Genomic DNA, 14,626 nt, shown 5'->3' on the forward strand with positions numbered 1-14,626 from the left:
CCAGGCCCTGTGAGTGGTGCGGTCCGGCCCCCAGAGGAAGTCAAGGACATGGTGGATCATTCCGGTTGGCGGGTCGGCGTCGCCTCGGCCCCCATACATCACGGCGAAATTCTCCAGGGCGTCTTTCCGCACCAGGGCCAGCTCACCCGGGGACTGGTCACCCTGCCGTGCACCGTTTACACCACCCGGGCCTCGTTCATCCCCGCGCGGGGCGAGGAGCTGACCGTCCACCCGACGTGGAAGACCAAGGCGCGACGGGCCGCCCAGCTCACCGCCGAGGCCTGCCTCCCGCCCGGGGAGGGCCCGGTCGGCGGGCATCTCGAACTCACCGGCGACGTGCCGCTCTGCCGCGGCTTCGGCTCCTCCACGAGCGACGTCCTGGCCGCGGTCTGGGCCGTCCAGGACGCCCTGGTGTCCCCGCTGCCGCCCGAGGAGATCGCCAGGATCGCGGTACGGGCCGAGACGGCGTCCGACTCCCTGATGTTCAACGAGAGTTCGGTGCTGTTCGCGCAGCGCGAGGGCAAGGTCATCGAGGACTTCGGGTACCGCATGCCGGCCGTCCGGGTCCTCGGCTTCGGCTCGCGGCCCGAGAACGAGGGCAAGGGCGTCGACACACTGGCCTTCCCGCCCGCCGAGTACGGCACGGCCGAACTCGAACTCTTCGCCGAACTCCAGGTGATGCTGCGCGAGGCCATCCACACCAAGGACGTCGCCCTCGTCGGCGCCGTCGCCACCGCCAGCACCGACATCAACCAGCGGCACCTGCCCATCCCCCGCCTCGACGGCCTGCGCTCCATCGTGCGCGAGACCGGCGCCCTCGGCATCCAGGCCGCGCACAGCGGGGACATCGCCGGGCTCCTCTACGACCGCGACGACCCCGAGGTCGACGCCCGCACCGAGCACGCCCAGCGACTGCTGCACAACATCGGCATCCACGAGCAGTGGATCTTCACGACGGGTGACTGACATGACTACGACCACGATCGCGGGCGTCGGCAGGCTGCACGACTCGGTGGTGGACGCCACCGAACTGCCCCGCATCATCCAGGTGACCGACAACCTCTACGCGGCGGCCTTCAGCCTGATGAAGCTGCTGCCCGCGCGCTACATCATCGACCGGGCCGAGGCCGCCGGACTGCTGCGGCCCGGCAGCCGGGTCATCGAGACCTCCTCCGGCACCTTCGCGCTCGGCCTGGCGATGGTGTGCCGGCTGCGCGGCTACGACCTGACCATCGTCGGCGACTCCGCCATCGACCGCGACCTGCGCAACCGGCTGGAGATGCTGGGCGCCACCGTCGAGATCGTCGAGTACGCCGGGCAGAGCGGCGGCATCCAGGGCGCCCGCCTCGCCCGCGTCGAGGAACTGCGCAGCCTCCACCCCGACAGCTTCGTACCCGGCCAGTACGACAACCCCGACAACCCCGGCGCGTACGCCGTGGTCGCCGACCTCATCGGGGAGACCGTCGGCTCCGTCGACTGCCTGGTGGGCCCGGTCGGTTCCGGCGGCTCCACCGGCGGCCTCGCCGCCGCCCTGCGCCCCGCCGACCCGGCGCTGCACCTCGTCGGGGTGGACACCCACGGCTCGATCATCTTCGGCTCGCCCGACGGCCCGCGCACCCTGCGCGGCCTCGGCAGCAGCATCCACCCGGGCAACGTGCGCCACAGCGCCTACGACGAGGTGCACTGGGTCACCGCGCCCGAGGCCTTCCACGCCACCCACGAACTCTTCCGCAACCACGGGCTGTTCATGGGCCCCACCAGCGGCGCCTCCTTCCAGGTCGCCTCCTGGTGGGCCGCGCGCAACCCGGACAGCAAGGTCGTCATGGTGCTGCCCGACGAGGGCTACCGCTACCAGTCCACCGTCTACCACGCCGAGTGGCTGCGCGAGCAGGGCATCGAGCCGGCGCCGGCCCCCGGCGGCCCGGTCACCGTCGACCACCCGCTGGACGCCCCGTCCTCGTGGACCCGTCTGGTGTGGGCCCGCCGGGGCTTCGACGACGTGATGACCCCGGAGGTCGCCGCCCTCGGCGACGTACTGCCCCGTGAGGTCGCCGACCTCGGTGACCCGACGACGCCGGAGGTCCGGTCGTGACCGCCCCGCTGCTGCTCCTCGTCGAGTCCAACACCACCGGCACGGGACGCCAGTTCGCCGCGCGGGCCCGCGACCTCGGAGTCGTTCCCGTCCTCCTGAGCGCCGATCCCGCCCGCTACCCGTACGCCGCCGAGGACGGGCTGCGCACCGTCGTCGTGGACACCGCGGACGACGACGCCCTGTGGTTCGCCGTGACGGGCCTCGCCGCCGCCGCGCCGGTCGCCGGGGTGCTCTCCAGCTCCGAGTACTACGTCGCCACCGCCGCGGCCCTCGCCGCGCGCCTCGGGCTTCCCGGCCCGTCCGCCGACGCCGTCCGCGCCGTCCGCGACAAGGCCGCGCAGCGCCGCACCCTCGCCGAGGCCGGGGTGCCCGTGCCCCGCTTCTCGGTCGCAGGCGACGTCGCCGAGGCGATCGCCGCCGCCCAGTGGCTCGGCGGCCCGGTCGTCGTCAAGCCGGTGCAGGGGTCGGGCAGCCTGGGCGTACGCCTGTGCCGCGACCGGGACGAGGTGGCCGACCACGCGAAGGGCCTGCTGGCCGCCACCGTCAACGAACGCGGTCTGCGCACCCCGGGCGTGGTCCTCGTCGAGCAGTACCTGACCGGGCGCGAGTTCTCGGTGGAGGTCTTCGGAGAGGAGGCCGTCGTCACGGTCGCCAAACACGTCGGCGCGCCCCCGGTGTTCGTCGAGACGGGACACGACGTGCCGGCCGTCCTGCCCGCCGCGCAGGCCGCCGCGCTCGTGGACACGGCCGTACGCGCCGTCGGGGCGCTCGGCCTGGGCTGGGGCGCGGCCCACGTCGAGCTCCGCCTCGACGGCGACGTCGCCCGCGTCATCGAGGTCAACCCCCGGCTGGCCGGCGGCATGATCCCGGAGCTCGTGCGCCGGGCCCGCGGCGTCGACCTGGTCGGCGCCCAGGTGCGGGCGGCGCTCGGCGAGCCCGTCGACCTCGCCGGTACGCCGGACGCCGCGGGCGCGGCCTCCATCCGCTTCCTGACGGCCGGCGCCGACAGCGTCGTCGCGGACGTCGCCGCCGCGGAGGCGGCGGCCCGCGCCGTGCCCGGTGTCGTCGACACCGCCCTCTACCGCCCGGCCGGAACCGCGGTCGCACCGGCCGAGGACTTCCGCGGACGGGTGGGCCATGTGATCGCCGCAGGTGCGGCTCCGGAGGCGTCGGCCGAGGCCGCCGAGACCGCGCTCACGCGGGGACTGGCCACGGCGCTGACCCCGGTGACGCCCGCGACCGTGACGCCCGCGACGGCGACGCCTGCGACGGAGATTTCCGCGACGGCGCCGACCGCTGCGACCGCGACCCCCGAGACGGTGTCCGCTCCGGTGACGGCGCGCGCGTCCGTACGGGAGGTGGTGCCGGCATGAGCGGCACGCAGGAGGCGGGCGTCCACACCGGGCGGCTCCGCACCGGGCTCGACCCGCGCGCCCACCGCATCGTCTACGACCAGTACCGCGCCGAGGACGGCGACCCGGTCGGCGACGAACTACGGCTGATCAGCGAGGTCGACCGGGCCCACCTGGTGATGCTCGCCGAACGCGGCATCGTCGACACGAGCCGCGCCGCGGCCCTCCTCGACACCGTCGACGCCCTCCGCGCCGAGGACTTCGCCCCCGTGCGGACCCGCCCCATGCCGCGCGGTCTGTACCTGGCGTACGAGGGCTGGCTCGTCGACCGGCTCGGCCAGGAGACCGGCGGGGTGCTGCACACCGGGCGCTCCCGCAACGACCTCAACGCCACCACCGTACGGCTGAAGGTGCGCGCCCCCTACGGGCGGCTCCTCGACGAAACGGCCGAGCTGGCGCGGGTCCTGCTCGACAAGGGGGAGGAGTACCGGGACGTCACCATGCCCGCGTACACCCACGGCCAGCCGGCCGTGCCCATCAGCTACGGCCACTACCTGACCGGGGTCGCGGGCGGGGTGCTCCGCGCGCTCGCCGGACTGCTCGACGCCGGGCGGGAGATCGACGTCAACCCGCTCGGCGCGGGCGCCGTCGGCGGCACGTCCGTGCCGGTGGACCCGGCCCGCACCGCGGACCTCCTCGGCTTCACCGCCGCCGTGCCCAACTCGGTCGACGCGGTCGCGTCACGCGACTTCGTGCTGCGCATGCTCTCCGCCGCCGCCGTCCTCGGCGTCCTCATGGCCCGGGTGGCCCGCGACCTGACCTGGTGGACGACGGAGGAGTTCGGGCTGCTCCGGATGGCCGACGACCTGGTCGGCTCCAGCTCGATGATGCCGCAGAAGCGCAACCCCTTCCTGCTCGAACACATCCAGGGCCGCTCGACCGCCGCCCTCGCCGGCTTCACCGGCGCCGCGGCGGCCATGTCCACCGCCGGCTACACCAACGCCATCGCCGTCGGCACCGAGGCCGCCCGCCATCTGTGGCCCGGTCTCGCCGACACCACCCAGGCCGTGACACTGCTCCGGCTCGTCGTCGACGGGGCGGAACCCGACCGCGACCGGATGCGCGAGCGCGCCCGGGAGGGCTTCACCTCGGCGACCTACCTCGCCGAACGCCTCGTCGTCGACGGCATCCCCTTCCGCACCGCCCACCACCTGGTCGGCGAGACCGTCCTCGGCGCCCTCGACAGCGGTACGCCGCTGTCCGACGCGGCCCGCGCCCATCCCGGCGTGGCCGCGGCCGCCGCCGGATACCCGGCCGACTGGCTCGACCCGGAGACGGTGGCCGCCGCCTGCGCCCACGGCGGCGGACCCGGCGGCACCGGACCCGCCGACGCCCTGGCCCGGGCACGGGCCGAACTCGCCGAGCTCACCGCCGATTCGGCGGGCCGCCGGGCCCGCTGGGACGACGCCGCCGAGCGCCTGTCGGCCGAGGCCGCCAAGCTGGTGGCCGTCGCGTCCGACGGCGTGCGGTCCGACGAGCCCGTCGCGTCCGACGGCGTGCCGCCCGACGCGGCCGCGGCGAGGGCGGTGGCCACCCGATGAACGCGCGGCGCCGGGACGGGCTGCTCCGGCAGCGCGACTTCCGGCTCCTGTGGGCCGGGGAGACCACCAGCCGCTTCGGCAGCAACGTCACCGGTGTCGCCATGCCGCTGGTGGCCGTGGTCACCCTCGACGCGAGCACCTTCTGGGTGAGCGCCCTGGCCGCCGCCGCCTGGCTGCCGTGGCTCTTCCTCGGGCTGCCCGCGGGCGCCTGGGTGGACCGGCTGCCGCGCCGCCCGCTGATGGTGGCCTGCAACGTGGCCTCCCTGGTGCTCCTGCTCAGCGTTCCGGCCGCCGCCTGGCTCGATGTGCTGACCATGACGCAGCTGCTCCTGGTCGCCCTGCTCACCGGGGTCGCGAACGTCTTCTTCTCCATCGCGTACCGGGTGTACGTGCCGTTCGTCGTCCCCCGCGAGCACCTCACCGAGGCCAACGCCAAGCTCCAGGGCAGCGAATCGGCCGCGCAGCTCGCCGGGCTCGGCGGCGGCGGTGCCCTGGCGGGCGCGTTCGGAGCGGTCGCCGGTCTCGTCGCCAACGCCGCGACCTTCCTGGTCGCCACCCTGTGCCTGCTCGGCATCCGCGCCAGGGAACCGGTGCCGGAGCGCCCCGAACGGCCCCAGGCCCTGCGCAAGGACGTCACCGAGGGGCTGCGGCACACCGTGCGCGACCCCTATCTGCGCGTCCTGACCACCTACGGCACCGTCACCAACCTGCTGCTCACCGGCTACCAGGCCATCCTCACCGTGTTCCTCGTGCGGGAACTCCACGTAGGCGAGGCCATGGTGGGCTGGCTGCTGGCCGGCAGCAGCGTGGGCGGCCTGCTCGGCGCCGTCGTCGCCACCCCCGTGGCACGCCGCTTCGGCACCGCCCGGGGCATGCTGCTCTGCAAGTTCGCCACGGCCCCGTTCGGGCTGCTCATCCCGCTGGCCGAACCGGGCTGGCGGGTCGTCCTGCTGCCCGTCGGCGGCGCCATGCTCGCCCTGGGCGTCGTGTCCGCCAACGTCATCCAGGGCGCGTTCCGCCAGCAGTACTGCCCGCCGCAGCTGCTCGGCCGCATCACCGCGAGCGTCTCCGTCGCCAACTTCGGCGCCATTCCGATCGGTTCGCTGCTCGGCGGCGTACTCGGCGGGGTGCTCGGGCTGCGCCCCGCGCTGTGGCTGCTCACCGCCGGCCTCGCGGTCAGCTCCGTACTGCTGCTCGCCGGCCCGCTGCGGGCCCGCCGGGACCTACCCACCGAACCGCCCGCGGAGTCCACTGAGTCCGCAGAGTCCGCCAAGGCCGCCGAGCCGGGAGGCCCACCCGAGCCGGGAGGCCCACCCGAGCCGGCGGACCCGTCCGCCCCGTCCTCCGACCCGGCCGACCCGTCCGACCGGCGGGCCCTCAGGTACGCCGTTCCCGAACAAGGCTGATCCGTCCCGACGGCCACCCGCGTCCGCGCATCCGTCATCGAACAGGAGGGGTCCCGTGAGTGATCCCAGAAGCGGTCCCCGGAGTTCCGCGAGCGGCACCCTGCTGCTCGCCCCCCTGCCACCGCCGCGTGCTCTGCCACGACCAGGCTCCCTGGACCTGTGGCTGCTCAGGGTCTCCGACGCCCGGGGCACCGGCCTCGACGCCGGTGTCCTGGACGCCACCGAGCGGCAGCGCGCCGCGGGTCTGGCGCACGCGGAGGACCGGGTCCGCTTCACCGCCGCCCATCTGGCGCTGCGCCGGCTGCTCGGCACGTACCTCGACACGCTTCCGCAGGACATCCGTTACGGCCGGGAGACCTGCCCCTGCTGCGGTGGTCCGCACGGGCGGCCGACCGTCCTGGGCGCCTCGCGCGGGCTGCACTTCTCGCTCTCCCACCGCGGGGACCTCGTCCTCGTCGGGACGGCGGTGGCGCCCATCGGCGTGGACGTCGACCTGGTCGCCGACCCGGGCGGCGCCGCCGAACTCGCCGCCATGCTGCACCCCGCCGAACAGCGCGAGATCGAGGCGCTGCCACCCCCGCGCCGCCCCAGGGCACTGGCCCGGCTGTGGACCCGCAAGGAGGCCTACCTCAAGGGGCTCGGCACCGGTCTCGGCCGTGACCCGGCGGCCGACTACGTGGGTTCGGGCAGCCCCGACGGAGCGCTGCCGCCCGCGGGCTGGACCCTGCTCGACATCCCCGTCGACCGCGGCTACGCGGCGGCGGTGGCCGTCCACGGCGAGCTGACCACGCCGTCGCCCCGGGTGAACCGCCTGTCGGAGCGGGACATCAGGGGAGACCCGCCACCGGGCCGCGGGTGAGCGGCCGCGGCCCCGACAGTACGCGGAAGGTCCCCGGACAGATCGTCCGGGGACCTTCCGCGTACCGCTCGACAGCCGCTGACCCGAGGTCAGCCGGCCACCGCGATCCATTCGTCGAGCTGCTCCTGCGTGGTGGCCGGATCGGCCACCAGCTCGGCCAGCTCGTCGTCGGCGTGGTGGCGGGTCGAGACGGCGGGGCAGCGTGCGCACGCGGCCACCCCGGTCTGCTTCCACCACTGGCACCGCGCCCTGAGGTGACACCGCGGGACGGGACCGTCCTCCTGCGCCGCGGGCCGGGAGAGCACCCGCTCCACGAGCGTGCAGTCGCCGCCCCTGCGGTTGACGCAGTCGCTGACGCAGTGCGACGCGAACCGCAGGACGCGTCGGGGCTCGACGCCCTGAGGAATCTCGCCGAGCACCTCGGCCGCCGGTACGGGATCGGCCAGGTACACCACCCGCCCGTCCTGCCCGGACCGCACGCCCAGGACGACGGATTCCGGCGCGTGCGCCTCTCCGCTGGGGCACCAGGTCTGCGAGGAGCCGTCCTCGCCCACGGTGGTCACCTCCGCCTCAGCAGGTGCCGGACTGGGTGCCGGCGACCTGCGTCACCCGGCCGCCGACGCTCTGGCTCAGCCCCTGCTCCCCGGCCTGCTCCTCCTGGGCGACGGCGAGCCGGATGCTGTCCTTGAGCTGGGCCGCCGAGGTGATGCGCTCGGCCGGGCCGGTCTCCGCCGCGCCCGCCGCACCGGCACCGGCGACGACGAGCCCTGCGGCCAGCAGTGCGGCGGCACCGGCCGCGGCCACCTTACGGGTCGGGTTCTCCATGGCGTACTCCTCCTCCTGGTATGGGAGTTGCGAGCGTAGGCCGGTGGAGAGCCATGGCCGGAACGTTGCGGCGGCAGTTGACCGGCGGTTACGGCTCCGAGGGCGGTGCCGGTGGGAGCAGCGCCTCTGCCAGCCGGTCGAGGGCGGCGGCGCTCGGGGCGGCGGTGCCCGTGAGGGTGCCGACGAGCGCCTGGGCGAGGACGGTCGCCGTGCCGATCCGGCCGTCCTCCCGCTCGTCGCCGGTGACCTTGCCGATCACCGCGTCCCGTACCGCCGGGGAGGTGTCGGAGTCCCCGAAGAGGTCGGGGAACGACAGCGCCATCATGCAGACGCCCACGTTGGCGGAGAGGATCGCGCGCCCCGCGAGCTCCGGGGGCGTCCGGAGCCGCCCGGCGTCACGGCAGCGCTCCACCGCCTTCAGGAGGATGGCCTGCGCCTCCGTGACGGCCCCCGGCCTGGTGTCGCCTGAGGGCGTGAACATCAGCCGGTAGAGGTGCGGGTTGCGGAGCGCGAAGGCGACGTGGCTGTCCCAGGCCGTCCGCAGGTCCGCCACCGGGTCGTCGGTGAGCGGGTTCTTCCGCTTCTCGGCCAGGAAGCGTTCGAAGCCGATGTCGGCGACCGCCGTGAGCAGGCCCTGCTTGTCGCCGAACTGCCGGTAGATCTCGGGCATGCCGACCTTCGCCCGGTCGCAGATGGCGCGGGTCGAGATCGCGAGGGCGTCCTTGGTGGCGAGGAGTTCCTCGGTGGCTTCCAGGATGCGCGCGCGTGCGGTCGACATGGCTCCCACGATAACAGCGCTAACAGTTCTCTGTAATCGTTGCTTACGAGCTGTGTTAGCGTTGAAAACAGTCCGGGGGGTCGGCGCCGCCCTCCGGGCCGCCCGACCGTTCGCAACGAGAGAGCTGGTGTTCCCCCATGAACCGTTCGACGTTCCGCCGCGTCGCCGCAGGGGCCGTGGCGGCCACCGCGGGCGTGAGCCTCCTCGCCGCCTGTGGAGGGGAGGACGCGGCCGGCGCCGCGCGGCCGTTCACCGTCACGCACGTCGGCGGGCCGACCACGATCCTGGAGATCGGCGGCCTGCGCCTCCTGCTCGACCCGACCTTCGACCCGCCGAAGACGTACAAGAGCGGTCTGGAGAAGCTCCGGGGACCCGCCCTCGGCATCGACGGCCTCGGCACGATCGACGCCGTCCTGCTCTCGCACGACCAGCACGACGACAACCTCGACGACTCGGGCCGCGCCCTGCTCGACGACATACCCGTCGTGCTCTCCACGCCCGGCGCGCGCAAGCGCCTCGGCGACCACGTCACCGCCCTGAGGAGCTGGGAGTCCCGGGAGCTGAAGACCGCCGGCGGCACCGTCGAGGTCACCGCCGTGCCCGCCCTGCACGGCCCCGACGGCGTCGACCGCGGCGCGGACGGCGAGGTCACCGGCTTCGTCCTCAGCGGCGAGGGCGTCCCCACCACCTACGTCTCCGGTGACAACGCCTCGGTCGCGGTGGCCGAGGAGGTCGGCGACCGCGTCAGGAAGGACATCGGCCCCGTCGACACCGTCGTCCTCTTCGCCGGAGCCGCCCGCACCCCCGCGATCCTCGACAACGCGCCCCTGACCCTGACCTCCGCGAACGCCGCCCTCGTCGCGAAGCACCTCGCCCCCCGCAAGGTCGTCCCGGTGCACACCGACAGCTGGAACATCTACTCCGAGGACACGCGGTCCCTCGTGAAGGCCTTCGAGGCCCAGGGGATCGAGGGCACGCTCGTCGACCTCGCGCCGGACGGCACCCCGAAGAACCTCTCCTGAACCCGTCCCCTCCCTCCGCCTCCCGCTCCCGCACTCCTGACGAAACCCCCTGACGAACCCCTGACGAAACCCCCGACGAAAGGAACCGCCATGACCGCCTCCACCACCCTCCGTGATGTGATCGGCCTTCCCCAGGACCTGCCCCGCCTGGGCGAGTCGGCGCTGATCATGATCGACTTTCAGAACACCTACCGCACCGGCGTCATGCGGCTCGACGGCGCCGAGCGGGCCCTGGCCGCCGGCGCGCGTCTGCTCGCCGCCGCCCGTGCCGCGGGGGCGCCCGTCGTGCACGTCGTCAACGACGGCGGCGAGGGCACCCCTTACGACATCCGGGCCGAGATCGGCGCGATCAGCGAGGAAGTCGCCCCGATCGAGGGCGAGAAGGTCGTCGTCAAGCAGTTCCCCGACGCCTTCCACGCCACCGACCTCGAAGCGGTCCTGAAGGACCTCGGCGTCACCGGCGACCTGGTCGTCGCCGGGTTCATGACGCACATGTGCGTCCTCTTCACCGCGCAGGGCGCCTTCCACCGCGGCTACCGCCCGACCGTGGTCGCCGAGGCCACCGCGACCCGCTCCCTGGCCGCCCCCGACGGCACCGTCACGTCGGCGGACGCGCTCCAGGCCGCGAGCCTCACGACGGTCACCGACCTCTTCGGCACGGTGGCCCGCGCGGTCGACGAACTCGTCGCCTAGTGGTGGCCCGCGCGGTCGACGAGCTCGTCGCCTAGCGATCCCCCGGCCGGGCGAGGGGGGCAGCCCCGACCGGGCGGCCCCGGGGCGGCCCCCGCCCGTCCCCTCCCACGCCCGTCGGGCCCGGGGCACCGGGAGTTCACCCGAGGTGTACCGGAACACCGCCTGATGATCGGTTACGGGTCGCCCGACTCGGCGGTAATGGCGGTCGGCCCGTGACGGATCATCCGGGCGCCCCTGATTCCGTACACCCCCTGGAGGACGTGTGCCCCCCGCCGCCGAGACCGTGCTCGACGAGGTCGACGGCGAGGAGGGGAAGGGGGGCCCGACGCGTGCGCCGGGCTCCCCGCGGCGCCGGCCGCTCTCCCCGGCCGTCGCCGGGCCCGTCGCGGCCGCCCTGCTCACCGCCGTCCTGCTCGCCCTCGCCACCCGGCTCTCGCGCAGCTACCCCTTCGGCCCGGTGACCAGGAACATCGTCGACCTGGGCCAGCAGTACCTGCCGTTCCACGCGTACTGGCGCTCGTTCCTCCTCGGCGAGACCCACGGAGACGCCTTCCTCAACTGGAACTCGGGCTTCGGCGCCGGCTTCCTCGGCGACATCGGCACGTACCTGAGCAGCCCCTTCGACCTGCTCGTCGTGCTCTTCCCGGCCGACCGCGTCGAACTCGCCCTGTACGTCGTCACCGCGGTCAAGATCACCGCGGCCGGGGCGGCGATGGCGCTGCTGCTCCTGCGGATGCGACCCGGCCCCTGGCCGGTCGCCGCCGTGCTCGGCAGCGCGTACGCCCTCTCGGGCTGGACCTTCGACCTCGGTGCCACCGTCCCGATGTGGCTCGACGGACTCGTCGCCTTCCCGCTGCTCTGCCTGGTCGGCGAGTGGGCCCGCACCGGGCGCCGCCCCGTCCTCGGCCCCGTCGTGGTCGCCCTGGCCTGGACCGCCAACTTCTACACGGCCTACATGGCCACCATCGGCGCCGCCGTCGTCCTCCTCGTCCGGCTCCTCACCGCCGCGGAGACGGCCGGCGCACGGCAGCGCCTCGCGGGCGCGCTGCGCGCCGCGCGGGGCGTCCTCATCGGCATCGGCCTCGCCGCACCGCTCGTCGTGGTCGTCTTCCTCGGCACCAAGGCCGCCGACCCCACCCCGGAGTCCACCTTCGCGCCCGCCGCGTTCACGGAACTCCTCGCCAGGTTCCTGCCGGCCACCGCCAGCCTCGCGAGCCCGGCCCTCTTCATCGGCACGCCCGCGCTCGTGCTCGCCCTCACCCTGCCCTTCAACGGGGCCGTCGCCCCGCGCGTCCGGGCCGGCTGGTCGGCCGCCGTCGTCCTGGTGACGCTCTCCCTCCAGTGGGAGCCCACCCATCTGCTCTGGCACGCGGGCGCCTCGCCCAACGGCGGCCCGTACCGGCAGGCCTTCGTCCTGTGCGGGCTGCTGATCGCCGCCGGCTGGTTCTCTGCCGCCCGCGGCGTGCCGCGCCCGACCGCGCTCCTCGCGGGCGGCGCCCTGCTCGGGCTCCTCGCGTGGGCGGCCCACGGCAGCATCGACATCGACCGCTGGACCTATCCGGCCCTCGGTGTGGCCGCGGTCCTCGCCCTCGCCGCCGCCATGGCGGCCCTCGCGCACCGCCGCGGGACGGCGGCCGCCGAACCTCCGGCGCCCTCATCCGCCTCCGCCCGGGGACCGCGGACCACCGCGCGCCTCCTGCCCGTCCTCGCCGTCGTGCTCCTCGTCGCCGCGCAGGCCGGCGAGGCGGCCGTCAGCGGGAAGCGGATCGTGGAGCAGCAGCGCGACGAGGTCGCCTGGTCGCCCCGGATCGGGCCCTGGCACACCGCCGTGGCCGAGGAGGTGGCCCGCGCGGACGCCTGGCCCCAGCACCGGACCGAACCGGGAGAGGTCCCCGGCGGCAACGACGTCCTGATCGTCGGCGGTCAGGGGGCCGACTACTACAGCAGCCTCACCTCCGAGGTCACCTCCCGCACCCTCGCCTCCCTGGGCTTCGGCTACTACGCCAAGGGCCGCCACCCGGTCACCCTCGACAACCCGGTCACCGACGCCCTGTTCTCCATCGGCACCCGGGTCCGCTCGGTGCCCTCCGCACCGGTGCGCCAGGACGCGCTGCCCCGGGCGACGGTGACCGTCGCCACCACGCCCGTCCCGCCGCTGGTCACCGTCCGTCCGGCGAAGCGGCCGGCCACCCACCCCGGGGACTCCGCGTTCGCCGAGCAGGAACGGCTCCTCGGCGCCGACGTCTACGAGCTGCCGGCCGTCGAGCGTGCCGGACTGACCGTCAGCGCCCGCTGCCCGGCGGGCTCCCAGGCCTGGTTCTGGGCCCCCGAGTACCGCGGCGGCGCGACCCTCGCGGGGGAGCCGCGCGTGGACTTCGAGGGCAAGCCGCCCGCCGTCCGGGCCCCCATGCGGGCCCTCGGCACCGTGCCCGGCTCCGGCGAGGTACGGATCGAGCTGAGCCCCGAGCGCCCGGTCCGGCTGCCCCGCCAACCGGTCGGCTGCCTGGTCCGGGCCCGGCTCGACTCCGCCGTGCGGCAGCTGACCGCCACCGGCGCCACCGAGGTGCGCGCCACCGGACACACCGTCACGGCCGCACTGCCCCCCGGCAGCACCGGGACCGCGGTGCTCGCCGCCCCCCGCATCTCCGGCTGGCGCTGTGCCGCCGGTGACGCGGAGCCGCGCCCCGCGCGCGCGTACCGGGGTCTCGTCGCGATCCCGCTCGACGGCCGGGCGCACACGGTCACCTGCTCGTACCGCCCGCCGGGCATCAAGCTCGGCGGCGCCGCCGGTCTGACCGCCCTCCTCGCCCTGATCGCCACGGGCGTCCTCCACCGACGGGCCGGGCGGCGTGCGGAACGGCCGGCGGAAGCACCCGCCGTCGCGTGAAAGTGCTTCCGCGCGGACTTTCCACGGGAGACGCCAAGAGTTCACCCGGAGTGCACACGCGGATCGTTCGCCGGGAAAAGTGGAGCGTTACCGTTCCCGCCGTAGCGGCGTTTAACTGTTCGATTCAGTATGGGGATTACGAGTGCCGAAACTGTCCGTCGTCGTACCGTTCCACAACGTCGGGGCCTATGCGCCCGACACCCTGCGCAGTCTCGCGAACAACGCGGATCCGGAATTCGAGTTCCTGCTGGTCGACGACTGCTCGACGGACGACACCCCGGAGATCCTCGACCGGTGGCGCGACCGGCTGCCGAACGCGACGGTCATCCGGCACGAGACGAACAGCGGCGTCGCCCAGGCGCGCAACACGGGAATCGACGCTGCGCGCGGGGACCACATCACCTTCCTCGACGGCGACGACTGGTACGCGCCCGGCCACCTCAAGGCCATGGTGGCCGGGATGGAGCAGCTGGACTGCGACTTCGCCCGTACCGACCACGTCCTCTCGGAAGGCCGCAAGCGGAACATCCGCTATGCCCCCGCCAAGCGCCGCGACACCGTGCTCGACCCGCGTGACGGAATCTCGCCCGCCAGCATGGTGACGATGGTGGACTATCCCTTCGTCCCCTTCGGAATTTACAGCTCCCGTCTCTTCCAGAACGGCGAATCCCGTTTCGAGACGTCCCTGAGAACGGCCGAGGACCGCCTCTGGGTCTGGCGCCTCCACCTCAAGGCGCGCACCTTCGCGGCACTTTCCCTGCACGGCGTCTTCTACCGCCGGGGCGTCACCACCTCGCTCACCCAGATCACCGACAACCGGCAGCTGGACTTCATTCCCTCGTACGACACCCTGCTCGCCGACGTCTCCCGCGACCCGGAGGCTGACCGGTTCCTCCCCAAGGCGGTCCGCACCTACTGCGCGATGATCGCCTTCCACATGGGCAAGGTCGGCACGTACGAGCCCGCCGTCGCCGAGCGGCTCCGCGCCGAGGTGCGCGACGCGCTGCACCGGATGCCGCAGCAGGTCCTCGAAGAGACCCTCTCCACCATGGACACCCCCCGCAGCACCCTCCTCCGGAGCCTGCGCGACACCGTAAGGACCGCCTGACCC

Annotated in this window: 13 protein-coding genes; 10 read left to right on the top strand and 3 right to left on the bottom strand. The window is 74.1% G+C overall.

What is annotated here, in order from left to right; genetic code table 11:
• Positions 1-48 precede the first annotated feature (48 nt).
• From AMK27_RS13765 to AMK27_RS13790, 6 genes are read left to right on the top strand one after another with little or no spacing between them, the layout of a single operon-like run.
• The gene (locus tag AMK27_RS13765) at positions 49-966 is read left to right on the top strand and encodes a GHMP family kinase ATP-binding protein (RefSeq protein ID WP_241847486.1); all 918 of its coding nucleotides are present in this window, start codon (positions 49-51) and stop codon (positions 964-966) included.
• Position 967: 1 nt separating this feature from the next.
• Positions 968-2,092 (top strand): PLP-dependent cysteine synthase family protein, encoded by a 1,125-nt coding sequence (locus AMK27_RS13770; protein ID WP_073906357.1) that lies wholly within the window; start codon positions 968-970, stop codon positions 2,090-2,092.
• Complete coding sequence (locus tag AMK27_RS13775) at positions 2,089-3,465, top strand: ATP-grasp domain-containing protein (RefSeq protein WP_079188421.1); 1,377 nt, start codon at positions 2,089-2,091, stop codon at positions 3,463-3,465. The genes AMK27_RS13770 and AMK27_RS13775 overlap by 4 nt, the downstream gene beginning before the upstream one ends.
• Positions 3,462-5,045 carry an argininosuccinate lyase gene (gene argH / locus AMK27_RS13780; RefSeq protein ID WP_073906359.1) on the top strand — a complete coding sequence of 528 codons (1,584 nt, stop codon included), beginning with the start codon at positions 3,462-3,464 and terminating at the stop codon, positions 5,043-5,045. Before AMK27_RS13775 ends, argH begins: the two co-directional genes overlap by 4 nt.
• Entirely contained in the window at positions 5,042-6,451 is a 1,410-nt protein-coding gene (locus AMK27_RS13785; RefSeq protein WP_073906361.1) for an MFS transporter, read from the top strand. The genes argH and AMK27_RS13785 overlap by 4 nt, the downstream gene beginning before the upstream one ends.
• 55 nt (positions 6,452-6,506) lie before the next feature.
• On the top strand, positions 6,507-7,310 hold the full coding sequence (locus tag AMK27_RS13790) for a 4'-phosphopantetheinyl transferase family protein (protein WP_073906363.1): 804 nt from the start codon (positions 6,507-6,509) through the stop codon (positions 7,308-7,310).
• Positions 7,311-7,399: 89 nt separating this feature from the next.
• On the opposite strand, the gene AMK27_RS13795 is transcribed toward AMK27_RS13790, so the two are convergent.
• The 3 genes from AMK27_RS13795 to AMK27_RS13805 all read right to left on the bottom strand — a co-directional run bounded on the left by AMK27_RS13795 (position 7,400) and on the right by AMK27_RS13805 (position 8,913).
• Positions 7,400-7,873, bottom strand: a complete 474-nt coding sequence (locus AMK27_RS13795) for a hypothetical protein (protein ID WP_231071282.1) — start codon at positions 7,871-7,873, stop codon at positions 7,400-7,402.
• Between the two features lie 7 nt (positions 7,874-7,880).
• The gene (locus AMK27_RS13800; RefSeq protein ID WP_073906365.1) at positions 7,881-8,135 is read right to left on the bottom strand and encodes a hypothetical protein; all 255 of its coding nucleotides are present in this window, start codon (positions 8,133-8,135) and stop codon (positions 7,881-7,883) included.
• Positions 8,136-8,223: 88 nt separating this feature from the next.
• Entirely contained in the window at positions 8,224-8,913 is a 690-nt protein-coding gene (locus tag AMK27_RS13805; RefSeq protein WP_073906367.1) for a TetR/AcrR family transcriptional regulator, read from the bottom strand.
• A gap of 137 nt (positions 8,914-9,050) precedes the next feature.
• Between AMK27_RS13805 and AMK27_RS13810 the strand changes: the two genes are divergently transcribed.
• The 4 genes from AMK27_RS13810 (at position 9,051) to AMK27_RS13825 (ending at position 14,623) form a co-directional block, all read left to right on the top strand.
• Positions 9,051-9,935, top strand: coding sequence for an MBL fold metallo-hydrolase (locus AMK27_RS13810; protein WP_079188422.1), 885 nt, complete (start codon positions 9,051-9,053; stop codon positions 9,933-9,935).
• A gap of 90 nt (positions 9,936-10,025) precedes the next feature.
• The gene (locus AMK27_RS13815) at positions 10,026-10,628 is read left to right on the top strand and encodes an isochorismatase family protein (protein WP_073906369.1); all 603 of its coding nucleotides are present in this window, start codon (positions 10,026-10,028) and stop codon (positions 10,626-10,628) included.
• A 262-nt stretch (positions 10,629-10,890) separates the two neighbouring features.
• A complete protein-coding gene (locus AMK27_RS13820) occupies positions 10,891-13,515 on the top strand; it encodes a YfhO family protein (RefSeq protein ID WP_073906371.1) in 2,625 nt (874 codons plus the stop codon).
• A 142-nt stretch (positions 13,516-13,657) separates the two neighbouring features.
• Positions 13,658-14,623 (top strand): glycosyltransferase family 2 protein, encoded by a 966-nt coding sequence (locus tag AMK27_RS13825; protein ID WP_073906373.1) that lies wholly within the window; start codon positions 13,658-13,660, stop codon positions 14,621-14,623.
• The last annotated feature ends 3 nt before the right edge of the window (positions 14,624-14,626 follow it).

The organism is Streptomyces sp. CB02009, from assembly GCF_001905825.1.
In the GTDB taxonomy this organism is placed as follows: Bacteria; Actinomycetota; Actinomycetes; order Streptomycetales; family Streptomycetaceae; genus Streptomyces.